Source organism: Pseudomonas sp. FBCC-B1667, assembly GCF_059133255.1.
This window is the reverse complement of record NZ_CP101437.1, coordinates 5,193,290-5,217,180: the sequence shown is the minus strand read 5'-3', so window position 1 is coordinate 5,217,180 and position 23,891 is coordinate 5,193,290. Positions and strand designations below refer to the sequence as shown.

Sequence of the window (23,891 nt, the reverse complement as noted above, 5' to 3'; positions counted from 1 at the left end):
TTGCTCCTTGACGTGGTGTAGATCTTCCGTAAAAAACCAAGCTTGCCTATGAGGCATGGGGGCTCAGTGCGAGCGGCAGTTTATGAGGCGCGCAATGATAGCTCGCTTGAACTGCGCAAGAAGTTGCGCAGTTGCCCGGAGAGCACCAGTACGTAGGCGATTCAAAAAATTGAAACAAAATGTTTCTTAATGTGATTATGGGAATACATCAACCGAGCCACCATCCAGGTTCAGTGAGCTGAGCCCTGACTCTGGAACATCTTTTTTGGTGCTTTGGTCAAATTGCGTATCCATCATCCAATCGGCAAATAGAATTTCTGATAGCTTGACTATGCATGTGCGTTTGCTGTTTTCTCCAGCAATTAAACTAGCAATCAACGTGGTGATAAATGCGTAGTAGAAATGACGGTTTACCAATTGAGGTGGTGCTTCTTGGTCTTGCAGCCGCTTTTGTAGGCTACTTGATTTGGCAGTTTTCTGAAGCCTTGGGCCTACCCTTTGGTGCAGGAGCATCAATAGTCGGTTGGACCTTCGCAGCAGCTCTCGGCCTGGCGGTGATTCACTTCAGCGGTGGATTGGGGCTCTTCTCTGTGGAGTCGACTTGGCCGGTTGCTCTTGGTGTCGTTTTTATGGGGTTCTGGCCTGCTATCAAGTTTTGGGGCGATAGAACCCCGCCTGCCTTTGGTCGAGCTGAGGTTGTAGAACTCACCTGGTGGGCAGAGTGGTATACGCTTTGGCCAGCATTGATCGTTCTGGTTGTTGGCGGATATATGCTTAACACTTACCGGGACAGAAGGTTCTAATCTAGTTCCTAGGTTCACTAAGGAGCGCACCAATGACTACGGCAAAGCTTCCGGAAGATTTGAAAGTAAGGCAACTCGCCCGCATACGTGATGACCTCAATCGTTTGAGGGGAGAAGAGAGAAAACGGAAAAAATCGTACGCTAAGCGCCCTGTCTGTCAGGTTGAAGCTTGATACGTTGAGCGGCAGGTGTCCGACAATGTCAAGACAGGCTCTATCTTGACGCAGATTGCAGCGCGCACTTGACGCCAGGTTGAGGTGTACTTGGGGTTTGGGGAGCAACGGAACAGAAAGTGCACTTAAGCCCAGTGCTTGCCCGTAAACCCGCGTTCAGTCTGCGGGTTCGATAAAACCACCGTTTTATGAAACCGTTTCAGCGAGTACCAGGAAAGGCCGTAACCGCCCCAAAAGTGGTGCGATAAACCCGTTTCGCCAATCAGAGTTGCAGCTCCTGTGCGCTTGCCATATAAACGCGGTTTTTTTAACCGAGGGAGCCCAGACCATGAGCAGTGGATTGACCGAAAACGACATGCGCCGGGCGCTGGGTCTGGATGTCGCGCCTCTGTCCCCGTCACCGGCACCGGTGGCCGCCACGTCGAAAGCCCAACCGGCACCCCGGCCACCGACCAAGGCGAAAGCGCGGACGCCCAAGCTGCGGGTCACCTTGCGCGTCAGCCACGAGTTTGAAGGCGAAACCACGCTGTTGACCCATGAGGCCGATACCTTGAGCCGCTTCGACGCCGAGCAGCAGGGCAGGGCATTGGCGAAGAAGGCCAAGTACCGTTACGTCGAGCTGGTGTCGATTGCACCCATCGAGTAGGGCCACGGCATTTTCCGTTGTGCTTGCAGCATTCCAAAAAGGGAGCGGCATTATTGGATACGGTACTTGAGGAGTTTATCTGTCTGGCTGTCACAGGCAGCCATGACTGCTGTGGATACAGCCCATGCCAGCGGCTCCTTATCCAGCTTTAGCTCCATGATTTTTTCCGAAACTTTGGTCGCCAGCGCTTCAGGAGAGAGCTTGTTGCGACAGGTCGCCCACTCGCTGTCAGGCAACGGCGGCTTGCTCATCTTGGCGGTTACTGCCTCCGAAATTTCGCGCTGATCTGCGACCCCCTTGAGATACCAAACCATGGCCGATCTATAGGCGCTGCCGCTTTGTGGGTTCAGTGCAATGACAAAGTCCAGACCTAACGGGTCGGAGGCCGCGTGGCTTGATAGTGACGCGGTCAAGGCGATGAAGCACCAAGCCACAGTAAAAGCATTTCGTAGTGGGATCATAGATTCCCTATCTGTTTTCGCGGACGCGAAAATGGGCGTCCTTCTACGTCCTTTGCCCCACGATCGGCGGGGCTTGAGGTTGTTTCTCGCATGCGAGAAACGGTGTTCTTGGGACTTTTCCTACTTATTCAGGGTGTGCTCGATCTTTCCTGTGTTGAAGTCTTCAAGCACAGCCCGAACCACATCCATCGCATCGAAGCTCATACCCAAGGCCCTTGTGGTATGGACGAGATGCACATCCAGGCTTTTCACCCGAAGACGTTCGCCTGCAGCAAGCACCATATAGGTGTCCACCGGGGTAAGCGTTACATCAAAAGGTTGGTCAACCTGTACAGGGTCGAATGGGACTGTCTTGTCTAACCAACTTGATAAGCTGGCACTGGGAGCAGTTCCATCTTGCAGCTTGTAATCAAGAGGATTTATCGAGGTTTCTTCGTCCGGAGCTGAAGCCGTATAAGCCTCCAGGTCCTTACTGTCTAGATTTATGCTCACGTTGAGATAGTCAGTCTTGTGAAGCGTGCCCTGGATTTCGACCTTCTGGATGCAACCGTCCCAGTCTGAACCCTGGGGGTCGCGAAGCCGCTTAAGGCTGATCCCATAGTATTCGCATAGATCAACCACGCCCCTTTGGAAGCCTACTGTGGTGAGTAACACACCTCGGCTATTTGGAATGTCTGTGATCAAACCCAAAAGGTTTCGAGCATGGATGAGATCGATAGTGGATGAGTAGTACTTACATTCAACCAGTACCTGATGCTCGATCCCATCCTGCAGGTATCGCCAGTAGACATCGATCTGGTGCTTGACGCCCGAACGCCCAACAATCTGAACGTTGTGCATCACCTCAATGGTATCGACATCATCTGATGCGAGGATGGCTTGGTAGACCTGTTGAGCGACCTTCTCGTAATCTTTAGAGCCTGCAACATCGAACATATTTTTCCTTAATTTCTAGACTTTCGAGCCAAGGTCACCCAGTAAAAGGCACGCGATATCCCCCCGGCTTACCTTCTTGTCTCCGCGCATGGCAACGACAATATTGATGAGATCATCTCTGCCTTGAGCTGTCACCGAAGCTGCACCCGCTTGCTCAAACTGTTTCAAGGCATTTATGACTTCGGACGATCCATAGATCACGATCTTGCATTTCGCATACGCAGCATCGGTAAGGGCTTTCTGACGATCAGTTGGAATGACTGAGCCTGACCGGGCAACCGCCGAAAGGTACTCCGCATAGGCCTCTGTTTGGAGCGAATTTCTTCGCTTACTACGCTCGATCAAGGTGCCAAAGACGAACGCCATAATGCCTGTGCAGGCTGCAACCAAAAGAGGTATCCAAACAACCCAGCTCATGTCGTCTTTCCTGCTCGATGCCGAGGGTCGAAAGTGGCCCTTTCCTACTGCCGAAGCCCGCCAAATGGACGGGCAGATGGGCGGTGTTTTCCATCACGATGGCGGTTTGTCGGCGGATCCGGATCGGGGCCATCTCCACTCTCACGGTTCATCAATGTACGCTGGATGCTGCGCGCCATATCTCGTTCAGTTGCTGAAGCCCTTTGGTCTTCGCCTCATGCACTGTGTTGAGAGTCGAATGCAATGGTTCAAGGACTGCCTTGTATTCGTTTACAGCGTAGAAGAGCGTTTTACATGGTCCCATGCTAGGGATGACATCTCCGGGCTTGACCGTGCTCCCATCGCCCAGGCAATTGTCGGTGAAGTTGGCGATACCGAGGTTCAGCCTAGCTTCCTGGTCGGCGTTTTCTTGTAGTGACCGGTCGATCCCATCACCGGCATTGGAGATAGTGTCCTTGGCGACACTCATCTGACCAATCACCATTTGCGCTTGCCCTTGCTGCATGTCATTACCGGCCGCCAGGTGTCGCGCAAAATCTAACTTTGCCTGCTGCTCAGGTATTGCCTTCGTGTAGTAATCGACCAGACGACGCTGCTGGTCAATCATATAATGCGCGTGGATGACGAATTTATTCAGGCCCTCCGTGAGGACGCTGGCCTCACTGTCCAACGCGTCGACCTGCTGGTTACGCTGCTGCTGGGCCAGGATCACCGATCCGGCCTGAGTTAGCTTTCTGACTGCTGCGTCATAATCGCTCTGAGTGCCCCGGTCAAAATGATCGGTTCCGGCCTGGGTCGATCCAGACTTCGCCGGGACGGAGAGAACCAGTCCATTTCTCGTGACCGTCCCGCCAAAATTAGTTCCAATCGGGAAAATGGTGTTGAAAATCGTCAGGGTCAGATTTTCGCCATCCACCACACCGGTCACATTGCCCATTGTGGTGACGATACGCCCATCAGGGTTAAGGGTGGCCCACTGTGCCGTTCCAACGAGGTGGTGGTCCGGTGTTTGTGTGAGTTGTAGTAATTCAGCCCCCGTTGACTCGTGCGACACGTAAGTTCCGGATATAGAGCGCTCCCAGCAGCCGGTGAGCAGCAATGCCGCCGAGATAGACGCAATTACCTTGGTCTGAATATTCATTCCGCCCCCCTCCCTTTGGTGTTCGTATGTGCCTGAGATGAGCACTCACAGTCTGCGTTACGGGCTGGCCAACAGAGCCATAGGGCTTGAGCGGCCTTTCTTGGGAGATCAAAGGTCAGGGTTGCTGGCGGTACGACGGCACCGTCCATTGCTATATCTACGAGGCTCCAGACGTCAGCGACTGGCTCCATGCCCCCGCGACAGTTTTATTCCTTGGGAACAACACACCACTGTGATGAAACAATAAAGATGCTCACAAGGCCTTTGAGGTCCTGCCCGCAGCCATCTATTGCGAGTAAAGCCCTTAAAAGCCCGGTCGTCCAGAGCGTCTAAAGCCCAGAGCGTCTTCATTCCTGGTAGAGCGTGGACTCGTGCTTTACCAGGAAAAGCCCGCTATACCGGTGCTTCGCGAGCTGGCGTTGCACCTCAACATTTTACTGAACAACGTAAATGGTAATCCTCTGAACACTCGTTCATTAGGTATCACGCTGCGTAGCTGCCGTATCCTGACGGATAAGGAAGGGCGGGTATTGCTCAAGGAAGCTGACGCTGCGCTGGATGGCACCTCAAGATCCCCCGGACTGCTTGCGCAGACCGGGAGAGTTGAGTTTTAAGCTGCTATAAGTTGTCGAGCAAGAGCCATCTCCACCGAATCACCGTCCTGGTTCAGCGAGTCAAGCCCTGACTCTGGTACGTCTCCCGAGGTGCTTTGAGCCACCGCGATCTTCTTGGCCATCAGTTGCAGGCAGGTGATCTGCGAGCTGCCAATGTAACCGAAGAAAATAACTCGCACCGGGTGCTTCTGTCCGATCCGCCATGATCGCCGAGCCGCCTGCTGCAGGGTGTACACGTTGTACCCCGTCTGCAGGAAGGCGATCGTCGGGAAGTCGAGCAGATCCAAACCGGTCTTTACCAGCTCCGGGTTGGTGATCAGCACGTCGATGCCGCGGTCGACCTGGTCGAGAATCCAATCCTCGCGCCTGGCTGTGTCCACTGACGCCCTCAATACCGCGACCTTCAAACCGGCTTGCCCCAGCAACCGTTTCAGTCGAGAGGTGGTGTCACGGGTTCCGCTGTACACGGTGTAGGCCAGGACCTTGCGGCCTTTGGCTTTCTCCGCGAGGCATAGATCCATCAGCGCCTGTTCCTTGGGCATCAGTTCTTCATCCTCAAAGATTGATGGCACGAAGGCCAACGTATCCTTGGATCGCGGATGCTTCACCATTTCCGATCGGAAGCAGCAGTCTGGCCAAGCCAGCAGCACGTTGAGTACTACGCCCAGGAGAGTGGTATCTCGACGAGCCAGTGCCTGGCGAAGCTCCTGGGTCAATTTGCCGGCCAATTGCTGATAGGCAAAGGCCTGCTCAGCAGACATAGCGATGTCGACGAACTCTTCCTGGTACGCCGGCAGCACGTTACCGCCAATGTCCTTGAGTTTCAGGAACACGGTGAAGGGCAGCACAAAGCGGTGAATTCCTTTCGGGCCGAAGCCCGGGGCTTTTACCGTCCGTACCGAGAGTTTCTTGCCCTTCGCGGTTTTGTGCGACTCGGTGTCCCGCTCGGTGTAGATATCCTTCAGCACGCCGTGATCGCGCATGAATGACATGGCCGCAGGGGCCATGCTGCCACGCTTGTTGGGACGGTAGCCGTCCTCGATCATGCTTCGGGTCAGGACCCGGAACAGGAGGTAGAACAGGTCGTCGGCATAGCCGCCCATAAGGGTGCCGGTCAGCAGCACGGATTTCCGTGCCTTCGCTGCCAGCACCCCCATAGCCTGGCCTTGAGCCGAGCCGCTGTTCTTGTACTCATGGCCTTCGTCCACCACCAGGAGGTCGAAATATCCATCAGGCAGGTAGCGCTTGATGAACTCCGTGGGTTGGTAACCGCCTTCGCCAAAGCCGAACTCGATGTTGGCCATGGAGCGCTCCATGCGTTTGGCCTGGCAGTCGCTGAAGATGAAGTTGCCCTTGGCATCCATCAGGTTGATGAACTCGCTGACGTTGTCGACCAGCATCGAGGCAAGAAAATCCTCACCGAAGTCGTTCAACAGGCGTTCAGCACTGACTGGGCCGATGGTCGGGATGCGACACATCGACTTCAGAATGGTGGATCGGCGAGTACCGTTCTCAGCATTACCTGAGCGTATGAGCGTCCAGAGTGGGCCTTCGCAATGAGGGCAGCTTCGACGGCGTTCCTCTCGGTGAAACTCTTCCACGGTGATCAGGTTGCCTTCTTGGTCCTCAAGAACTCGGCCGCAATCAGAACAACCCGCAAGCAGGCGTCCGCCGGCAGAGCGACGTGGCCAACACGCCAGGCGCCAGTGAAACCCCATCCGCATACGCACGCGCCCGAGGATGAAGAACTCTTGTCGCCCGTCGTAGGGCTCTCCCAGTTGGTCACGCAACTTGAGCAGTTTCACCAAGGAGTCAGGCCCGTTGAGTACCCAGACGCGAGCATCCGGGATAGTTTCGAGGATCTCGCGCCGCCACTTGTAAACTAGGTGCGGTGGAGAAATGACCAAGGTGCGGCGATAGCCCGCGCTGTGCATGACGGCTGCTACAGCGATGGCCATCATGGTTTTGCCAGTCCCCATCTCGGCATTGATGATCGCGGCCTCTTCGTTGCGATCGAGCAGCAACGCGGCGACCGCTTGCACAACATCAGCTTGGGCGGGGAAGGGGTGGCGTTTGAGTCCATCCATCACCAGCTGGCGATGTGGGTTTGCGTTGCCGGTGTAGACCGGTGGATTCGAGCGGTTGAGGGAGTCCAGTAGCTCGTCACCGAACTCGTCGATGAAGTCGGTGAGGCCAATGGTCAAAGGTGTAAGAGGGGCTTGGACGTGGTCGTTCATGGTGTTTCTCCTGAAAGGATGAAACAGGGTATGCACGACACCCGGCCGGGTATGGTGAATACCCTGTGGGTTGGTCGAGAAAACGCCTTGGAGGCGTATGGGTGGGTCAGTAGTCCGATGGCAACATAATGGTTGTCGCACAGCGGTTTGCTTCGGTGAGGATCCAGAGCCTGGTTTCACCTTCGGCATCGATGTCGTAGCCGGAGAGCAGGCGTTCGCTAGTTTTCAGCGCTCGTTGATTGCTGTTCCAGTCGTCGTCAGAGATCTCACCCCAATCGCCCGCCAAATGACGGTCTAGGTATAGGGCTAGGTTGATAGATCGATTTTCCACGAGGTATTGCACGGCCTGGGTCAGTAGCAAGCGACCCGGTTCGAACGGTGCAGCGCAAGCGGGGACTGGCGCCATTTCTGGTACCTGAATCTCTGGTTCAGGTGATGTGTCAGCAGTTGAGCTGATGGTCAGCACGCATCCTCGATTGGGGGAGCCTGGCGTCATGTCCCATGCCCGAATGATGGGCACGAAGCGATCGGTCAGGATCCTTACCTCGGAGACGTTGCCGTCCTGGTCTTCAGTGAACTCAGTCTTGCGGACCTTATCTTTGTAGGTGTCACCCTTCAGTACCAGGACACGTCCAGACTTCGATTTGACCACGCCAGATATCGCGCCGGCAGCCAAGGCCAAGGCCAGGTGCCAGCGCGATAACTTTCGCACTGGCGGTCGTGGTTGAACACCGGTTTGACCGAAGTGCAGGGTGAAATCCGGCCACAAGCCTCGTAGCCGTTTGACCTCCTGGTTAAATTGCTCCGGCTCAAGTGTTACACGGTAGAAGTGCTCGAGGTCAGTGCTTGCCGGCAGAACTGCATATGGCTCCCATGGCCAACTGGTCGGTAGCTCTTCTACGGTTTGCACACCGGTACCGATTGCCAGCAGTCGGTCGCGCATCTGCGCGACTTCGCGAGGCCTGGCCAAGTCCTGCCGGCGTATGCGAATGCCGAATATCACAACCTGTTTGAAGGTCGGGTCGGCAGCGGCATAGATGCGCAGCGCGGTGAAGTGATTACACAACCACCCGCATAGCTCATCGTCCAGGACGTAGTGTGGAACGATCAGAACCAGAACCCCTCCGTACTGCAGAAGGGGCAAGGATCGTTGGTAGAAAAGCTTTTCCAGGCGTTGCCGACCATTGCCTTGATACTGCGAGGCGCCGGCATGGTCCGCGACCAGGTCGCCGTAGGGTGGGTTGAGCCAGAGCAGCCCAAAGGACTGGCGACTGATCATCGTGTCCATGAGGTCGCTGTGTACAACCCGATCCAGCAATTTACGGGCATGGTCTGCGCGTTCCCGGTCATATTCGACGGCGAACGCTTCAACCTGATCTCTCCCGAGAATATGCGCAGCTTCGGCCAAGGCCACTCCTTCACCTGCACAGGGGTCGAGTATTCGCATCCTGCCGGTGGATGAGGGGACAAGCGCTTGCAGCGATCGCTCCAGGGTGATTTCGTCGGTGGGGTAATAGCCGTTGCGAGCAAAGTTACGCGCCAGGCGCGGGAACATCAGAGCCATAGAGCCTCCAGGGTATGTGTGCGTATGCGAGGTGTTTGAAGCGACTCAGCGTGTAGTGAGTTGCCCCTGGCGAATCAGGTCACCAAGCGCGGGTTCCAGGACGTCGAGCTGCAAGTTGAGTCGCCAGGCACTGATCGCGCCCAATGCCCCGGGGAGGGGCTGCAGCATTTGGTGTTGTATCAGTACCTTCATTACGGGCTCTCGCCAGTGCGGCAGGAGTGGTAAGGGACAGGTTTCCGTGATGAGTGGCCAAAGGTCACAGCGGGGATCAGCCTTTTCCTCGAGGAGGGCATAGGCGAAGTGATTAGCACGATCTGGTTGGGCGCAGCGCCTGTCGAACAGCCAGAGATGAAGCAGGCTGCCGAATAATGTGCCGCGGAACTGTCGTGTAGTGCGCTTCTCCAGTTGGTCGGTGTTGGGGAAGACCGGGAGGCATCGACCGTCCTGAATGATGTGGAACTGATCCAGACCGTCTTCGGCAGAGCCGAGTGTGAGCCTGGCCAGGAATTCCTGTAGGGCGGTGTCGCGCGCCCAAACTGACAGAAAGACCAGGTTGCGCATCTCGTCGCACACGCAGGCGTCGACGTACAAGTCTGGAGACTCCTCGATCTGGAAGAGCTGAGTTGAGCTAGGCATGAAACCTCCGTGATGGAGGGGACACCGCCTGGAGGGCGGTAAAGCCCCTCGGGATGTGTGTAGTTATTTGATGTAAACAGGGTTTTCGATAGCGGCTTGGGTTTGCTCAGGCGTTTCCCCTTGCCAGTGGCCATCCACAAACGCGCCAGGGTCGAAGTCGAATACTTCAAACACCGCTCCCGGTTTGTTGATATCGAAATTGGTGCAGTACAAACGCCCCGCGTCGTTGATTCCTGCTGCCCAATCACAGCCCAACTTTAGGAGCTGGCCAGCGCGATGCTGTAGCAGGGTTTTGTAGACATTGATCACTTGATCGTAGGTGAGGCGTCCGCTCGAAATGAGCCTTTTGTCCTTTGGATCAAACGAGACAGTGTTCTCCTGGAACAGCGGACTTTGTCCACTGATGAAGATCTCTCGCTGGTACTGGGGTCGAAGGGCTACAGCGGCGTCAGCTTGTTCAGCCGTTAGGCCAAGATCGTCTACGAAGAAATCCCACAGCTCCTCGTCGACGGACACCTCGTTGTTAGCGAGTTGATCTTCGATGTTGGCCAGGGTGGCATGGGTGAGGGTGTTGAAGATTGGATTCATGTGAAGCTCCTAATGTGGCGAGGAGCGCCCAAGAGGGAGCCCTCAAGGGTGGTGGGAAACGAGAAGGCGGTCAGGCCTGATTTGCGTTAGACGCTGGGTAAGTTCCAGGTCTGTTGTTTGAAGTCGAGTTCGTATCCGAGCTCGCCAAGACGAACACACTGCTGACGCAGTCGTTGTCGGTCTACCGTAGTGTCCAGTCGGACCGAGCAGCCAATAGGCCAGATGGTGCCGAAGAGCTCTTCATCGGCTTCATGTGCGGTGACGTCTGCCGGCGGCTTGGATTTCTCCATACCAAACGGTGCTTCATCGTCGGGACGTGAGGGTGGACTCGACCTTGGTGGGGACGGCCTACGTGATGTACTCGTCGTCGAGCTGCCCGTTGGCTCTTCGTCGATAGGGTCGGTTTCGGTGTTCGATAACCTGTCGGCCTCTTCGGCGCTGAGATTGGCCACGTCGTCCAGCGTCATGCTGTCCAGCTTGGCGCGGATCTCGACTACGAGTCTTCCACCGTTGGTGTAGTAGGAGGGGCGGATCTCGGTGATGACAAAATCACCTCGATACTTCCCTTCGTTGTATTGATCGAGGAGGGCGTCCTTGATGACGAACTCGCCGATCGAAGTTGATAGCCGCCCCACATTGAAGTCGCCATTGCGACCACTGATTGTGCGAATGGCCAGATGGCCGGGGAGATTGATCATGGGCTACTCCGAACTGCATCGAGCAACCGCCGCGAAGCGAGTGCCCGCTGGGAGAAAAAAAGCCCGACAGAGTCGGGCTTGGGGTGGGTATGTGATCGCGCTTGAGATTAGCGGCGGAGCGAGGAGGCTTCATCTCTGAGGGAAATACACAGATAAGAAGTACCAGGCTCGGACTCGATGCGGTGAAGTTTCAGATCTAACCAGACTCGCTCTGATCGGTCTCCTTTGGGAGGGAACCGGTACATACTGAAGTTGATCTGTTGCTCGTCGGGTTGTAAGTGCATTTCCCTATAGGCTTCCAGGACGACTTCCCCTAAGCGAATAGCGATTTCTTCTATGTGGTGAGGCTCTTCGACGTGGACAGCTTCCTGCCATGCCCGTGGAGTTAAAATCACAGGGAGTTTCAGCAAGTCAGCGGACACTTGGTTGATGGTGATAGCCATATCAGTTCTCCAGGCGTGAGAAACCACCTGGCCCGACTGGGAGGTAGTTTCCCAGGTTCGGTTGGTCGGTTATGTGTTAAATGAATGCGTTGAACGCTTTGGTAAGTGCTTTAAATACGGGTCAGCACCATGGGTGATCTGGTATCTCAAGATCAAGGTAGTGGCGTAATTTCCAGTACTCCTCCAACAAGCCGAACTCCGATAGAAGTGGGCTAGCTGGTGGGTAGAAGCCGCTCTGATAATCCATGTCAGCGAGATCTATAAGTGAAGCTCGTACTGAGTCCCAAAGATCATCAGACAGAGAGTTGTTATCTTTCACGGTAAACGGAAATTTATTTTCCAGATGACTCTCAGTGCTAGCTCGCGCGGCCATGAAGCCGATGTTGATTAGCAGTGGTAAACGTTGAGGGCTGTGCAACATGGTGAGTCTCCAGTTCGGAAATCACCAGGTCCCGAAGGGTGGTGTTCCCTTCAAGAAAATGGCTGGGTCATGAGTAAACAAAGGCACCCGAAGGTGCCTTGTAATGTTGTGGATCAGGAAGCTTTACGCTGCCGTTTGGCAGAAGCTGGCTTGGGTTGTTCCTCTACGATTGGCTCGGGAGCAATGCTGCTTTCGAGTGGCGCTTCGGGTTTCACCTGATCTTGTTCTGCAGCGGGAGCTACTTCACGAGGTTTGGCTTCATAGACGGTTTCGCCATCCACTTTGATCCAGCCGATAAACAACAGGCGTCCCTTGAGGCTTGCTCCAGGTTGACCTTTTTTATCGCCCTTCTCGTAGGTAAAGGCATCTGCCCAGATGTCGCCAATACGAAAGCTCACGAGAACTTTCTTCTCTGCGGAGACAGCTTCCTGGCAACGACGAATTAGCTTTTCAGCTTCGGCGCCGACCACGTTGCAGTCGATGTAGGTGTACTCCACTTCATCAGAGGAGCCACGCAGGGCAGCAATAGCTACAGCCATGAAAGGCTTGCCTTTACCGCGAGGCTTCACTTCCCGGATACGGTTCAGATAACCAATGCCGGTGGTGTGCAGGTCGAAGAATTTAACGTCGTTGGTTTGATTGTTGCTCATGGTGATTCTCCAAATTCAAAAAAGCAGAAAGCGGAGAAACACTTCGCCCTTGGGGGAAAGTATTTCCCGCGAGGGTGGTAGAGCTTATGAGTTTTGCTTAGTGCACGAACTTCATTGCAGCGATCAGAACACCGACGGCTGCGGACATCATGACGCCCATGCGAATAGTGAGTTTGACCTCAAGCTGAGACATTCCTGTCTTCAGCTCTGCGACGAGGTCAGTACGAAGCGCAGTGACGTCAGCTTTGGTAGCGAGTAGCGAATGCATGTCGTTCTCCAGAGCATCAATGACTGCGTTAGCTTTCTGTTCCGGAACGTTAATCGAGATCAACGCTTGGTAGAGAGCCAGTTCGGTTTTCATCAGACCTCCAGAATTTAGAGAGGCCTGCCCAGACGGGAGAGGCCCGTCAGGGGTGGGGAAAGTGCTTCCATCGACTGAGTCGACTGACCGCGCTACCGGAAGCTTGGCGGTCTTGGGAGTGGATCAATGCGGTGAAACGCATCGTAGTCTTACGGATCCTGACTACTTGGGCATGTTGCTGACGACGTCAGCGATACATGGACACAGAATGGAAATGCCTTTGAAAATTGTCAAGTCCAGCGACAGAAAAAACCACCGTGACAGGGAAACCTCCCCAGCGGGAAGGGATCCCTGCTGGGGTTGGTAAGGCTGCTTCAGCAGACAGCAGATGCATCGACTGGGCAGATCAGGTCATTCAGGGAGCCTAAGCGGCCTGGGATTACTTGGCCTTCTGCTTTAGCCGTTTTGACGCGACGTTTGCGAGCAGGCTTTTGGATCTCGCGAGTATTGACCTTGTACCAGTGATTCAGATCGACGCCTTTAGAGCGAACGATGGCCGGCACGTGGCACATTTCATCAACCACCCCGTCTGGTAGGCAAGGGGCGAGTTGGTGGCGGTGAGGTACTGCTTTGGGTTGGGATTCAAGCGAGGCATTTGGCTTTTTCAGCGCACGCAGAAATTCCCGAGTAATAGTGCCGAGTGTGTGGCCGATGCCGTAGCTGAGTGTGGACATAGTGTTTCTCCTGCAGGTTGGGATGCGGAGAAAACACTGGCCCTGGTGGGGAAGTGATTCCCCGCGAGGTGTATTGCATAAGGTGCTTCTATCGACAGAAGTCGATCGGCCGCGCTACCAGAAGCTTAGCGGCCTTGGGTGGATCAACATGAACTCATGTCGCAGTTTTTAAGATCCTGGCTGCCTGGGCATGATGCTGACGACGTCAGCAAAATACGCCCCTATCATCGAAGTCGAATTGGGATGTGTCAAGCGAGGAGAGGCCTACAGTCGGGAAAATGGAGCTCGGTGCTTGTGCTCAATGATGTTGATCTGGCACGTCGTCAGGAGCGGCAGGTATCGCGAACGTAGTCAACATTCTATGAGCCGGGTAAAAGCCAAAGCCGCTTCACCGGAATAGCTATCCGTTGTCGGTTGTGGGTTCTGTGATATGACCTTGGTTGCTACCTTCTGCGATGCCAGGTTGGACGTACCTACTACAGCCTCGATGTAGAACTGTTTAACCCCGTGGCTGGCCAGGCCATTGCGAAGCTCTTCTATCCCCTGCGCCAGGATCTCAGTTGCCCATCCTCTCCCGCGATAGGCTTCTGGAACGGCATATCCAATTTGAAAGCAGGCAATACCGCCTATGGGATCTACAGTTACAAACATCGACATCGCCTTGACTCGGCCATGCTCGATTCGGGCGTAGGTGTACCTAAAGCGACCATTTTTCTCATCAACCACAACTCGAACTGTTCGATATTTTTCAGTGGGGTGGGTAGGCATCCCTTTACGAATCTCCACCTGCAGACTCACGAGTGCGGCGAGCGGGTCAGTCATTGCCATGTCTTTAATTTCCCGAGCTAATCTTTTGGTTGTGGGCGGCCGGTCATTGCTTCGACAACCTTTATTGCTTGAGCCATTTTATCCTCGTCATACCTTAGCTTGACTGCTCTCTCGTGTGCTGCTATCAAATTTTCTTCAGACTCACCAAGTAACCATCTATCTGCGCAGTACGCAATTGCCTCATTAACTTCTGCAACTCCGTCCTCCGATATGTTGGTGAATGTTATCTCCTGCTGAGAGTCACTTATTCTTAGAGCAAGCTTGGATGAAAGCGGCACCATAAAATATCGTTTCTTCTCGCTCCTGCCTTGCCCGACAAACACATACTCATCCTCAATAGGGCAGAATGGATGGTCAGAGGTAATGAAGGCGCCTGAGTTGGCAATTAAAATTTCCCATCCCGACTCCAGTATGAGTTGCGCTGTGCTTTCAGCTGTTCCCAGAAAGATCTTTAATACTCCGTCTTTCTCGATTGATAGTAACTCTCCAGCCTGGGTTGTAAATTCTTCAATAGAGCTAACGTCGAAATTTGCTTCTAAAGCCGCCTGAAGTTTTAAAGGATCTTTCAGGGTCTTTTCGTAGATTTCCTTGGCGAGAAAGTTTCTACTCATACCATCAATGACCTTAAAGTAGCTAGGCGTTCGACTGCGCAAATACCCGAGAAATACCGACAGATCCTTACGACCCACATCTGAAATATTTTTATTGAGAATACTCTCAAGTAGGCGAGCATACGTACCGTCCACACCTGAGAGAATAGGATTCTCAATGAACGTAGCCTTCTTACCCTCAGGCGGATCTTCCATTGTATAAAGATCCCGTTCTTTAACCATATTTAACGGGCTTGTCCGGCTAGATTTTCCGGTGCGCATATCAAAAAACGCAATATTTTTACTATCTGAAGTTAAGAAGCCGCGTTGGTATGATTCAGGTACGTAATGGTGCATCCGTGGAGTAGTCATATTTTTTCCTATCTATTACCACGGGGAGGTGCCCGTAAGACTATACAGATGTCGCGCCACGGCGGATTCGCAACGCTCCACGATCTGAGAAATGTGCGTCAGGTAGCGCGTACCAGTATTTTTGGCGACTGGTTTCGCATCCCGAATTCGATGGGCAATATTGCCTCGAATTGTGATGAAATCGTCTAGAGCAGCTTCGGCTTTGGCCGCAGTCATTTTTTTCCATCGCCAGTGGCTGCTGAGCTGATTCAGTCCCACCATGTTTTGATAGAGGTCGTTCACCTGAGCGGTTTTGGGGGTATTAAATTTCTCAAGCCAAGCTTTATGCACCTCGGTTTTATGCCGCGCTACAACGTCGCGCCAGCCTCCGTCGGCGATCTCCCACACTGCGAGTGAATTTTGATTTTCTCGAAGTCCTTTGACTGCAAGGCTCTTCACCTTATTGGGAATGACTGTCGAATCTTGAGCATTCAGCAATAAATAATCGAAAGCCTCCACCGCAAGATCTTCGATGTACGACTCCCAGCACGCGGTGACAAAAATGATGGCTGATCTGTTGAGCACTTCAACCCCACGTTTACGGCCTGGGCCTTCACCTGCGTAGTCCTCATGAATAGCCCAAAGCTGCTCGATATCAGCCTTATTGACTTCAAAAACCTGTTTTGACAGGGATGGCATATGAGGATTTCCATATGAACGCTGACTAACGGATAGAGTTACCGATGTCATTATGCTAGTGCAAGCTCGTAAAACGCGGCGGATAATCTCGATAGTGCCGGAAAGCCCCCAGCGGCGCCGAGATCGCACCGCTATCCAGTCATCCGGGGCGGCAAGGCATCGAGCATGGGTCGTCAGGTACACGTTTCGCGGTCGGCAGCCCTTCGCGATATCGGAACGCAGGTAGGCTTCGGGCTTAATGGTGCCACTAGGGCGGCATGGTGCCGTGGACGACTGTGGGTAAGTCGAGGGACTGATGTTTTGGCTACAAAACGCGAAACAGAGCTGGCTGAGATTGCCAAGAAAGAAACTGATTGAGCTGATAGGGGCTGAAAGCCATGAGGGGAGAAACTACCGAGGGTAACTGTGTCAGCAGTCACTCTCGGTTGGGGTAGGTAAAACTATTCAGTGAAGAATGCCACCTGCGACAGTTGAAGCGTCAATGATCTCTGGGCATTGATCGGGACGTCTCATCATCACCTGGCCAATTATCGTGGCTGAGGCCAGCAAACATAAGGCACGCATCCGCGCACAAAAGGAGCCCTGCGTTTCGCCGGCGGGCCACCGGCAGAGAAAAGCGGCTACCAAGAGGTAGCCTGATGATCCTTTCCAAGATCATCAGGCTACCCATTGTGTAAGCTTTAAAAAGTATGGGCCGCAACACCAGTGCGGCCCTTTGATTACCGTGCTTCGAACCTCGAGAGAACCCTGTGTGCCTTTGAACTCGCAATTCACGAGTTGACGGCTGCGTGTCTAGCTTTGAACAGGGAGACACAGGGAGAATTCTCGACCAGATCCGCACGCCCTTCCCGGAGCTACGCGTGCTATGGGGTAGGTGATGAGGTAAACCTACATCACCGGGCGCTACTGATGACCGCCAGTAGCCAGCGAGGTGGAACTGTTAATGCCAATATTGTGGCACAACGAGTACCTCGCTGCCATAGAGCACAAATTGTCCAGGTCCAGGCGGGTTACCGGTATGCCACCGCTGCGCCATTTGGGATAGCTGCCGGGATCACGATGTTCGTAGCGCCTTCGGTGGAGCTGATCAATCGTCCGGCAGATGCGTAGCCAATGGCAGCTGATGAATTCGTAAGCTCTGCCAGTTTTGCCACCAGGCCGGTAGGTGGTGCCACGTAGAATGTGAAGCTGTCACCTGACGCAACATAGCCATTGATACCAGGTAAGTGAACGTACCAGGTTGGCAGTGATAGCGCGCTGTCAGGTACCAGACCTGTAATTCCCGAGTTGTTATGTGCGTATTCAGCTAGTGCGTTACGGTAAACAATCAGGTTATGAGCAATTGCCGATGCGTCAGCGCGAAGGGCACTTTCTTCCGATCTCTGCGTCAGTTCGACCAAGGTGCCTAACGTGATGCCAGTTACTAATAAGATGATCCAATATAGAGGCATGATATCAGCCTTGCCTGTAAGGGCGCATCGCCATTAAATCTGGGCTGGGAAGTTTCATAGATATGGTGGCTATCTAGCTATAAGGGACTTTAAGCGTTGAATTGCACGCCAGCTTCTACTTTGCTTGATCGCATTTAATTCGGACTCGGCTCTGTCTGCACGTTCTTTTTCCATCGCTAGCGTGTTGTCGGAGTGCTGGATTGGGAAGCTATAGCTGTGGCCGTAGCATAGATGGAAGTCATCCAGGTAGCTTGGGGGTGTTTCAAAGGCTCCTGCTAGATTTAGATGCTCTTCTGCTAAGTAGAAGGTATTAAGTCCGTCGAAAAATATGGGGCGATAAGATGCATTGGTTATTATTTCTTCCCAAGGTTGATCTCTATTGAATGGAGTTTCTACTAGGATGATCCAAGGTCGCCATTTTTCAAGATCTATGCCCTTTAGTACAGACTCTTCGTGGCCTTCAACATCGATCTTGAGAAAGTGTATGTCACCTTTAACATGCTCTTCGCAAATGGATGTCAGCGTTCTGGACTTAACGGACGTGCTCTGAACTTTGCGGCCAGATTTCTTATGCTCTTCGGCGATTGTGGCGTCCATCGTCGAGAGTCCAGTCCCTGGAATATCGAAAAAAGTACGCACTTCATCAGCGTCGCCAGCAGCGCATTGAAGGTTTATATCTTTAGGCCTTTGTTGGGAAAGAGAATCATGAAATGCCTGGACAGGCTCAATGTTTATACCAGTCCAGCCGCGCTCATAAAATGCACGAGTTACAGAGTCAATGGAGGGATCATTCGCACCAACGTCAATGTAAAATCCATTTTCGAAAAATTTCAATGCTCGCCACAGTCTTATGTCTTCGAAATTCTGTGCGTAGGAAATGAACTTCACTTTGTTCTCCTGGTGTGGTGGATGCAGAGCTCATTAGAAATTTGCGCAGAAAGCAGTCGCTTCAATACCGGTGAACCAAACGTAAGAGTACAGCGTCCCTACCTTCATTCCGCACTTCCAAGATTGCATGTCTACCTCTGGGTGTGATGAGTCAAAGTCGACTTGTGTGGCGTAACCATTGAAGTTGCATCCTCCGGAGAGTACTTTTTTTCCGGCTGGGCAAGCAGCCCACACTTCGATAAGTGCAGGTAACTCAGCTTCAGTAATGTACCTGTATTGCCTAGCCCACTCGATATTGGCAATACCTGACATTTTCCACAAGCCATCTTGGCAAGAAAGTGTGAGCCCAGCGGCATTGCGACCGACCAAGCCGTTGGGTGAACATGGAGTGTTTGCTGTAGCAACACCGTCAAGTTGCAGATATTCACCCACTTCAGCGCGGCCTTCTGAGGAGACTGTACCTCCGCGCAGCTGCCCAGGGGTGTACACATTTTTATTGCCATAAGCTCGGATCCAGCTGGCATCAGACATATACCAGCCACCACCCCATTTCTCGCTGTACCAGCCACTGTCACCTTGAGTACGGAACCAGTTGCCCGTGTATGTCTCTCCAGAGATCTTGGCCGTCGCGCCGGTGACGTTTGCACTGGCGTTAACCGAGGTTGCATTGACGTTGCCCGTCGCGTTGACGTTGCCTCCGGCAGTAACGGTTCCAGACGCGGTGACGTTTGCAGTGTTGTTGACGTTATTGTTCCCCATGTCCAGCGCAGTATTCATTCGGTTGAGCTCAGGCTTGCCGGGGATAGCGTTTCGATAGAGGTAGTCATTGGCGAGTGAGCCGTCCTGCAGGAAAAGAGCGCTCGCAGTGTGCCCAACACCTGGGTTCATACCGTAGTTGCTGAGAGCAATCTGCCATCCACCTCGAACTCCTTGGACGATGTCAGTGTTGCTGGTGGGAATGAATCCTCCAGTTCCTCCAAGATTCTCAGCGATCTCACGGGTGCCGATCTCATCAATCGTCTCTCCTCCCGTGGTAATGACGATTGACTCAAGCTGGTTGGGAGCAGGGCTGCGGGCGAGCACAAGGAAGTTTTGACCGAAAGCGTTGGTGTCGCCGAAACCGCTTGGCAAATAGTTGGTGTTGCGCAGCATCGTTATAGTGATTTGAACGGGTACGGTTGGAGTGGCCGATGCCAGCACAGCGCTGAAGTTGTCTTTGAGATATTTTGCTGCGGCATCTGCGACAGCCTGTTGCTGCTGGGCTGCAATCGTGTAGTTCTGTGAATCCATCCGGCTTGCGAGAAGACTGGCGCCGATCGCACTCAGCAGGATGAAGGCGATGATTGCGAACAGAAACTCCACTGCGACAAAACCACCCTGATGGGGGTGGAGGTGTTTTTTTGTTTTCATCCCCAAAGACTCCTCTGAGATTGGTTCTCCACATCCTGTTCGACTTGTTGTATGTGACCGGTTCGAATCTTTTCGCGAATCCCGGGGCCGTCCTCGCCGTTGAGTAGAAGACTTTTGACCTTCAGGGTTTTTTGCGATCCGTTCTTCTCCAGGGTTTGGCAGATGATGGCCAATAGGCCTCGGGCTAGGATTTCCCGGGCGTTACTGATTTTGGGCTGAGCCAGTGCGGCGATGCGCTCGATCGCCTCTGAGGGGGATCCGGAATGTGAAGTTGTAATGAGGAAGTGGCCGTTAATGGAAGCGTGCACTGCCTGAGCTGCGGTAGGGCTATCGCGGATTTCACCCATAAAGAGTAGATCGGCACGGGTGCGCAGCGCACGGAGTAATGCTTCCTCATACCCGCCTGTTCGTCGCGAAACCTGCAACTGAATGCAACGACCCTGACCATGGATGCCATTGAGGTTTGTTTCTTGTGGATCCTCCATGGCCAGCGCAATTCCGCCACAAGCTTGCAGTCGAGCAACTACCAGCGAGGCTGCGCTTGATGTTTTGCCGGTACCCATCTCGCCGCAGAAGATCACTAGACCTCTGGCTGCATCATCCAGAAGGGTGTTGGCCAACTCGGTAGGGAAACCGAGTAAATCGAATGGTCGGATTGTCGGTTTCGCTTTAGATATCGCGAATACTTCCTTTCCAAAGGCATCTACGACCTGCGTGACGCGTAACACGACACCGTCCTCGATTAGCGAGAACTCCGGATCCTGAAACTCGGCAAAGTGAGCTGAGCATAGGGCTCTTAAACGAATGAGGTCGTCTGCCCACTCACTCGGTGCCTCGATTTTTTTTGTCTCAACACCGTAGAGGCCTTTGACGTCGCTGAAGCCCTCTCCCAGATAGAGGTCGACGAAATCTGTTTCAGTGATCCGGCTCATGCACGCTCCTTAGAACACGGTCCAGGCCAGGGTATTGCTGTTTGTGTCGGTGCAGCTGGCGGCAGCTGTTGCTGATGACACTTCTCCAGTGGTCGCAGATCCACCATTGATGGATGTGGATACCTTCTGACCGCGGCTGATTTTAGTCGCGAGCGTCATGCAAGCATCTCCCGGCAAGCCATTCTCGGTGAGGATGAAGGTCATGCCGCCGGAAGCGACGGTGACCGTTCCGTTCCAGGCGTTGTAGAGCGTATTTCCGGAAACACTCATGTTGGGTAGACCTTTGCTGGTCACGAGCTGAGGAACCAGGCTGGTACCGGAAGTCCCGTACCCGTTGCTACCCTTGAGCTTGCGGGTGTTGGCGATCAACTGTCCGATGTTCGACTGCTCGTTACTGACATCGGAACTGCCGAGTAGGGTGCCGCCGTTGTAGATTGCATAGCCGATGCCAATGGCGATACAGATCAAAACGAAGAGCATCGACAGGTCAATGAAACCGCCTTGGCCATGTTTGGAGCGAGCGTGTTGTTGCATGGTGAAATACCTCACTGGAGATCAACGTTGAATCGTGTGGGTGACGTCGCCTTGCATGCTGTATGTCCCGATCAATACCAGGATCATCAGCACGCCTATCGCGATGGATGACGCCAACAAGAAACTTTTTGTGTAGCGCTCAACACGCTTGAGCGTGTTATCGAGCCATCGGTTGCTGAAGCGATGTATCGCCTCGGAGAAGCCCTTGCGGGTTGCCAGAACGCAGAGAAATTGGACGGCCTGCTTATCTGGGAACTGATGACCTGCAAGATGCAGAGCGACACCGAAGTTTTTGCCCATGCGCACGCCATAGCGGGCAGCAGTCATGCGTTCACGGAGCCAGGGTTTGGCATTGAGTTTCAAGGCGTCCAACGCGTCGATCTGATTGACGTTCGAGCGCAACATCACCGAGATATTGAGTAGGAAAGTTGACCCGTGTAGGGCCTTGTAGATCGACCATGGAGGAAAACGCTCCAGCCAAACCCTTATCGGTCCAGTGAAGTACGGCAAGGTCACAATCGACGAGATGACGAACAGTACGATGCAGATCAACGTCACCAGGCCCCAGTGATTGACGAAGTTTGCGATCGCATACAACAAGGCAGGGATCCCGGACCATGACTCAGGATCAGATCGGCGAGCCATTGCGGGGACCATTTTGGTGGCGACGATGTGCAGCAAGTAGGCCATCAACCCCCAGAGCAGCGAAGGGTAGAGTGAAGCCGACAGCACCAGCGATGTAATTTTTTGCCTGGCCTCGATGATTCGGACGCAGTCAAAGCAAGCCTGGAGCAGGTTGCCCGACTTCTCGCCGGCGCCGATAATCGCCACTTCCTGATAGGGCATCCAGGCTTGGCATGCCGCCGCCAGTTTCTTACCGTTTCTCACGCTTAAGCCAATCGCAGAACAGGCCAAAGCGATGGGGTGATTGGGTTGCTTACCGCCGTCGCTGTAGACGTCACCGACCTCTTTCAACGCATCATTGATGCCCACCCCGTTTTCCAACAAGGCGACCATGCTCTCGTAGAATTGGATACGCTCTTTGCCTCCGAACTGCTTGCTGTACCAGGTCTCAGACAGTGCTGACCACCGGTCTGCGAGGCTACCCAGCATGCTTCTTCTCCAGAATGTAGCTGTCGAAGTCGAGTGGACCCACGATGGTTTCCGCCATCCGTGGGTCGATCAGACCTCCGCGCACTTTCTCCAGGGTGTGGGCAGTCTTGGTGATTCCCCCCATTTCATTGACCCAGTAGTTGCGAGCCTCCCCTGCACCATGGCTACGGAAGATCCTCATAAAGCCATGCGTACTAATGAGGACTTCGGCCACCACCGTCCGGGTCGTTACGCCAAGCATCCTGCAGAATTCGCATCCATCTCCAAGGAGATACACGTCTTGAATATTGGTGTGCTGCTGCAGACGAGCGACAAGGTCTGGCTCTAGGTCATGTACATGGTCTTTTGCAGGTTTACGGCAATGCTGGCAAAGCACTGGGAGAAGTGATTGGTTGACCACCCCAGTCAGTAGAGCTGGATCGCAGACCAGGCTGATGTCCATGCCCATGTCGACTACGCGCTGGATGGAGGCGACTGCGTTGTTGGTGTGCAAGGTCGACAGAACCAAGTGTCCGGTCAGACCGCCTGTGAAGGCTGCAATGCAGGATGCAAGGTCACGGACCTCGCCGTACATGAGGATGTCCGGATCCAGGCGCATCGAGTTGGCGATGGCCTGCTCCCAGGTCTCATCACTTCCTTTGGGGGATTGGTTGGCAAGCAGTGGGTACTCGGGTGGATCCTCTACGGTCAGGATGTGTCGGGTGCCCCGAGTTTCCTTGGCCAGAAGGTTCAGATTGACCTGTAGGGTCTTTGACTTGCCGGAGCCGGTCGGGCCAGTGATGAAGTTGACGCCATAAGGTAAACGGCACAGACGTTTGATTTGGGCGATCTGCACTGACAGGAAGCCCAGATCCTCCATGGTCTGTTTTGATTTGTCGTCGGACAGTAGTCGCAACACCATCAGTGGTCCATCGACCAGCGGCCGTGTGGAAACCCGCGCGCCGAACAGCCCCAACTGATCGACGAATTTGCGGCTGACGCGAGCGTCCTGGCTGATCTCCGGTTGGTAGTGTTCCTTGGCAACGTCGCACATGCTGTTGTAGAGCGCTGAGCATAGTTCTATGCCTTTGGAGCTAGGGATCTCCCCAGCATCAGAGAGCAGGCCATGAATTCGGAAAAAAATGCGGGTGATTTCGTGGCCAACCACAAAGTGAATGTCACTTGCACCGGCTTTATGGGCACGGCCCATAAGGGAAATGACTTCCAGCTGACGCTGTGTGCTGTTTGATGCGGAGGCCGGTGAGTCTGCTTCCAGCGACTGCGATTGGTAGAGCGCCTGGATCTCGCTCATGCTGGAGGACTTCACTTCGAAGGCAACGTCAGCCCGCTCCAGACGATCCATCAATGCCATCACGAAATGATCCGTAAGGTGCTGCGCAGAGACATAGAGCAGTCCAGAGTCGGTCAGCGCGCAGAGCTGTCGCAGTTCGGGCTTAACTTCCCAGAGACCGCCGGCAGCAGTCAGGACTTGGCCCGCGCTGATAAATGATTCGGACTCAGTCGGCTGATTGGTTGGAAGTGTCTCTCGCGTTGGCGATGCAACGGGCTGTATGACGGTGCTTTCTTGCATGAGCTCATTTGCGGTCTCAGCAGGTTCGGTCTGCAGCTCAGATAGATCGTTCATGACAAAGG

At 53.8% G+C, this 23,891-nt stretch carries 26 protein-coding genes; 3 read left to right on the top strand and 23 right to left on the bottom strand.

The window, feature by feature from the left end:
* Positions 1–389 precede the first annotated feature (389 nt).
* Together NL116_RS24150 and NL116_RS24145 are read left to right on the top strand one after the other, a co-directional pair.
* On the top strand, positions 390–803 hold the full coding sequence (locus tag NL116_RS24150) for a hypothetical protein (protein ID WP_494374354.1): 414 nt from the start codon (positions 390–392) through the stop codon (positions 801–803).
* Between the two features lie 501 nt (positions 804–1,304).
* Positions 1,305–1,622 (top strand): hypothetical protein, encoded by a 318-nt coding sequence (locus tag NL116_RS24145; RefSeq protein ID WP_494374353.1) that lies wholly within the window; start codon positions 1,305–1,307, stop codon positions 1,620–1,622.
* A gap of 50 nt (positions 1,623–1,672) precedes the next feature.
* On the opposite strand, the gene NL116_RS24140 is transcribed toward NL116_RS24145, so the two are convergent.
* The 4 genes from NL116_RS24140 to NL116_RS24125 all read right to left on the bottom strand — a co-directional run bounded on the left by NL116_RS24140 (position 1,673) and on the right by NL116_RS24125 (position 4,577).
* Positions 1,673–2,083 carry a hypothetical protein gene (locus NL116_RS24140; RefSeq protein ID WP_494374352.1) on the bottom strand — a complete coding sequence of 137 codons (411 nt, stop codon included), beginning with the start codon at positions 2,081–2,083 and terminating at the stop codon, positions 1,673–1,675.
* 120 nt (positions 2,084–2,203) lie between these two features.
* The gene (locus tag NL116_RS24135; RefSeq protein WP_494374351.1) at positions 2,204–3,019 is read right to left on the bottom strand and encodes a restriction endonuclease; all 816 of its coding nucleotides are present in this window, start codon (positions 3,017–3,019) and stop codon (positions 2,204–2,206) included.
* Positions 3,020–3,034: 15 nt separating this feature from the next.
* Complete coding sequence (locus NL116_RS24130; protein ID WP_494374350.1) at positions 3,035–3,436, bottom strand: hypothetical protein; 402 nt, start codon at positions 3,434–3,436, stop codon at positions 3,035–3,037.
* Positions 3,437–3,587: 151 nt separating this feature from the next.
* Complete coding sequence (locus NL116_RS24125; RefSeq protein WP_494374349.1) at positions 3,588–4,577, bottom strand: hypothetical protein; 990 nt, start codon at positions 4,575–4,577, stop codon at positions 3,588–3,590.
* Positions 4,578–4,948: 371 nt separating this feature from the next.
* Here NL116_RS24125 and NL116_RS24120 point away from each other — a divergent pair, with 371 nt between their 5' ends.
* Positions 4,949–5,191, top strand: a complete 243-nt coding sequence (locus NL116_RS24120; protein ID WP_494374348.1) for a hypothetical protein — start codon at positions 4,949–4,951, stop codon at positions 5,189–5,191.
* On the opposite strand, the gene NL116_RS24115 is transcribed toward NL116_RS24120, so the two are convergent.
* The 19 genes from NL116_RS24115 to NL116_RS24025 all read right to left on the bottom strand — a co-directional run bounded on the left by NL116_RS24115 (position 5,188) and on the right by NL116_RS24025 (position 23,883).
* A complete protein-coding gene (locus NL116_RS24115) occupies positions 5,188–7,428 on the bottom strand; it encodes an SNF2-related protein (protein ID WP_494374347.1) in 2,241 nt (746 codons plus the stop codon). The genes NL116_RS24120 and NL116_RS24115 overlap by 4 nt on opposite strands.
* A gap of 106 nt (positions 7,429–7,534) precedes the next feature.
* Entirely contained in the window at positions 7,535–8,992 is a 1,458-nt protein-coding gene (locus NL116_RS24110; protein WP_494374346.1) for a DUF6094 domain-containing protein, read from the bottom strand.
* Between the two features lie 45 nt (positions 8,993–9,037).
* Complete coding sequence (locus NL116_RS24105) at positions 9,038–9,628, bottom strand: hypothetical protein (protein ID WP_494374345.1); 591 nt, start codon at positions 9,626–9,628, stop codon at positions 9,038–9,040.
* A gap of 63 nt (positions 9,629–9,691) precedes the next feature.
* Complete coding sequence (locus tag NL116_RS24100) at positions 9,692–10,216, bottom strand: hypothetical protein (RefSeq protein ID WP_494374344.1); 525 nt, start codon at positions 10,214–10,216, stop codon at positions 9,692–9,694.
* 86 nt (positions 10,217–10,302) lie between these two features.
* Positions 10,303–10,914, bottom strand: a complete 612-nt coding sequence (locus NL116_RS24095; RefSeq protein WP_494374343.1) for a DUF3275 family protein — start codon at positions 10,912–10,914, stop codon at positions 10,303–10,305.
* Positions 10,915–11,021: 107 nt separating this feature from the next.
* A complete protein-coding gene (locus NL116_RS24090) occupies positions 11,022–11,357 on the bottom strand; it encodes a hypothetical protein (RefSeq protein WP_494374342.1) in 336 nt (111 codons plus the stop codon).
* A 534-nt stretch (positions 11,358–11,891) separates the two neighbouring features.
* A complete protein-coding gene (locus NL116_RS24085; protein WP_494374341.1) occupies positions 11,892–12,428 on the bottom strand; it encodes an STY4534 family ICE replication protein in 537 nt (178 codons plus the stop codon).
* A 97-nt stretch (positions 12,429–12,525) separates the two neighbouring features.
* The gene (locus NL116_RS24080; protein WP_145016141.1) at positions 12,526–12,789 is read right to left on the bottom strand and encodes a hypothetical protein; all 264 of its coding nucleotides are present in this window, start codon (positions 12,787–12,789) and stop codon (positions 12,526–12,528) included.
* Positions 12,790–13,103: 314 nt separating this feature from the next.
* Positions 13,104–13,463 carry a hypothetical protein gene (locus NL116_RS24075; protein ID WP_494374340.1) on the bottom strand — a complete coding sequence of 120 codons (360 nt, stop codon included), beginning with the start codon at positions 13,461–13,463 and terminating at the stop codon, positions 13,104–13,106.
* A 351-nt stretch (positions 13,464–13,814) separates the two neighbouring features.
* Positions 13,815–14,291, bottom strand: coding sequence for a GNAT family N-acetyltransferase (locus tag NL116_RS24070; protein ID WP_494374339.1), 477 nt, complete (start codon positions 14,289–14,291; stop codon positions 13,815–13,817).
* Between the two features lie 17 nt (positions 14,292–14,308).
* On the bottom strand, positions 14,309–15,253 hold the full coding sequence (locus tag NL116_RS24065) for a DUF4238 domain-containing protein (protein ID WP_494374338.1): 945 nt from the start codon (positions 15,251–15,253) through the stop codon (positions 14,309–14,311).
* Between the two features lie 15 nt (positions 15,254–15,268).
* Entirely contained in the window at positions 15,269–15,931 is a 663-nt protein-coding gene (locus NL116_RS24060; protein ID WP_494374337.1) for a HEPN domain-containing protein, read from the bottom strand.
* Between the two features lie 1,010 nt (positions 15,932–16,941).
* Positions 16,942–17,382, bottom strand: a complete 441-nt coding sequence (gene pilM / locus NL116_RS24055) for a type IV pilus biogenesis protein PilM (protein WP_494374336.1) — start codon at positions 17,380–17,382, stop codon at positions 16,942–16,944.
* Between the two features lie 69 nt (positions 17,383–17,451).
* Positions 17,452–18,270 carry an FkbM family methyltransferase gene (locus NL116_RS24050; protein ID WP_494374335.1) on the bottom strand — a complete coding sequence of 273 codons (819 nt, stop codon included), beginning with the start codon at positions 18,268–18,270 and terminating at the stop codon, positions 17,452–17,454.
* 33 nt (positions 18,271–18,303) lie between these two features.
* Positions 18,304–19,680, bottom strand: coding sequence for a shufflon system plasmid conjugative transfer pilus tip adhesin PilV (gene pilV, locus NL116_RS24045; protein ID WP_494374334.1), 1,377 nt, complete (start codon positions 19,678–19,680; stop codon positions 18,304–18,306).
* On the bottom strand, positions 19,677–20,612 hold the full coding sequence (locus NL116_RS24040) for an ATPase, T2SS/T4P/T4SS family (protein WP_494374333.1): 936 nt from the start codon (positions 20,610–20,612) through the stop codon (positions 19,677–19,679). The genes pilV and NL116_RS24040 overlap by 4 nt, the downstream gene beginning before the upstream one ends.
* 9 nt (positions 20,613–20,621) lie before the next feature.
* Positions 20,622–21,146, bottom strand: coding sequence for a type 4 pilus major pilin (locus tag NL116_RS24035; protein WP_145016148.1), 525 nt, complete (start codon positions 21,144–21,146; stop codon positions 20,622–20,624).
* A 21-nt stretch (positions 21,147–21,167) separates the two neighbouring features.
* Entirely contained in the window at positions 21,168–22,259 is a 1,092-nt protein-coding gene (locus NL116_RS24030) for a type II secretion system F family protein (protein ID WP_494374332.1), read from the bottom strand.
* On the bottom strand, positions 22,249–23,883 hold the full coding sequence (locus tag NL116_RS24025; RefSeq protein ID WP_494374331.1) for a GspE/PulE family protein: 1,635 nt from the start codon (positions 23,881–23,883) through the stop codon (positions 22,249–22,251). The genes NL116_RS24030 and NL116_RS24025 overlap by 11 nt, the downstream gene beginning before the upstream one ends.
* Positions 23,884–23,891 lie beyond the last annotated feature (8 nt).

What these genes read in the sequence shown, in the direction of transcription:
- NL116_RS24150 (WP_494374354.1), top strand. Translation starts at nt 390, where the DNA reads ATGCGTAGTAGAAATGACGGTTTACCAATTGAGGTGGTGCTTCTTGGT.
- NL116_RS24145 (WP_494374353.1), top strand. Translation starts at nt 1,305, where the DNA reads ATGAGCAGTGGATTGACCGAAAACGACATGCGCCGGGCGCTGGGTCTG.
- NL116_RS24140 (WP_494374352.1), bottom strand. Translation starts at nt 2,083, where the DNA reads ATGATCCCACTACGAAATGCTTTTACTGTGGCTTGGTGCTTCATCGCC.
- NL116_RS24135 (WP_494374351.1), bottom strand. Translation starts at nt 3,019, where the DNA reads ATGTTCGATGTTGCAGGCTCTAAAGATTACGAGAAGGTCGCTCAACAG.
- NL116_RS24130 (WP_494374350.1), bottom strand. Translation starts at nt 3,436, where the DNA reads ATGAGCTGGGTTGTTTGGATACCTCTTTTGGTTGCAGCCTGCACAGGC.
- NL116_RS24125 (WP_494374349.1), bottom strand. Translation starts at nt 4,577, where the DNA reads ATGAATATTCAGACCAAGGTAATTGCGTCTATCTCGGCGGCATTGCTG.
- NL116_RS24115 (WP_494374347.1), bottom strand. Translation starts at nt 7,428, where the DNA reads ATGAACGACCACGTCCAAGCCCCTCTTACACCTTTGACCATTGGCCTC.
- NL116_RS24110 (WP_494374346.1), bottom strand. Translation starts at nt 8,992, where the DNA reads ATGGCTCTGATGTTCCCGCGCCTGGCGCGTAACTTTGCTCGCAACGGC.
- NL116_RS24105 (WP_494374345.1), bottom strand. Translation starts at nt 9,628, where the DNA reads ATGCCTAGCTCAACTCAGCTCTTCCAGATCGAGGAGTCTCCAGACTTG.
- NL116_RS24100 (WP_494374344.1), bottom strand. Translation starts at nt 10,216, where the DNA reads ATGAATCCAATCTTCAACACCCTCACCCATGCCACCCTGGCCAACATC.
- NL116_RS24095 (WP_494374343.1), bottom strand. Translation starts at nt 10,914, where the DNA reads ATGATCAATCTCCCCGGCCATCTGGCCATTCGCACAATCAGTGGTCGC.
- NL116_RS24090 (WP_494374342.1), bottom strand. Translation starts at nt 11,357, where the DNA reads ATGGCTATCACCATCAACCAAGTGTCCGCTGACTTGCTGAAACTCCCT.
- NL116_RS24085 (WP_494374341.1), bottom strand. Translation starts at nt 12,428, where the DNA reads ATGAGCAACAATCAAACCAACGACGTTAAATTCTTCGACCTGCACACC.
- NL116_RS24080 (WP_145016141.1), bottom strand. Translation starts at nt 12,789, where the DNA reads ATGAAAACCGAACTGGCTCTCTACCAAGCGTTGATCTCGATTAACGTT.
- NL116_RS24075 (WP_494374340.1), bottom strand. Translation starts at nt 13,463, where the DNA reads ATGTCCACACTCAGCTACGGCATCGGCCACACACTCGGCACTATTACT.
- NL116_RS24070 (WP_494374339.1), bottom strand. Translation starts at nt 14,291, where the DNA reads ATGGCAATGACTGACCCGCTCGCCGCACTCGTGAGTCTGCAGGTGGAG.
- NL116_RS24065 (WP_494374338.1), bottom strand. Translation starts at nt 15,253, where the DNA reads ATGACTACTCCACGGATGCACCATTACGTACCTGAATCATACCAACGC.
- NL116_RS24060 (WP_494374337.1), bottom strand. Translation starts at nt 15,931, where the DNA reads ATGCCATCCCTGTCAAAACAGGTTTTTGAAGTCAATAAGGCTGATATC.
- pilM (WP_494374336.1), bottom strand. Translation starts at nt 17,382, where the DNA reads ATGCCTCTATATTGGATCATCTTATTAGTAACTGGCATCACGTTAGGC.
- pilV (WP_494374334.1), bottom strand. Translation starts at nt 19,680, where the DNA reads ATGAAAACAAAAAAACACCTCCACCCCCATCAGGGTGGTTTTGTCGCA.
- NL116_RS24040 (WP_494374333.1), bottom strand. Translation starts at nt 20,612, where the DNA reads ATGAGCCGGATCACTGAAACAGATTTCGTCGACCTCTATCTGGGAGAG.
- NL116_RS24035 (WP_145016148.1), bottom strand. Translation starts at nt 21,146, where the DNA reads ATGCAACAACACGCTCGCTCCAAACATGGCCAAGGCGGTTTCATTGAC.
- NL116_RS24030 (WP_494374332.1), bottom strand. Translation starts at nt 22,259, where the DNA reads ATGCTGGGTAGCCTCGCAGACCGGTGGTCAGCACTGTCTGAGACCTGG.
- NL116_RS24025 (WP_494374331.1), bottom strand. Translation starts at nt 23,883, where the DNA reads ATGAACGATCTATCTGAGCTGCAGACCGAACCTGCTGAGACCGCAAAT.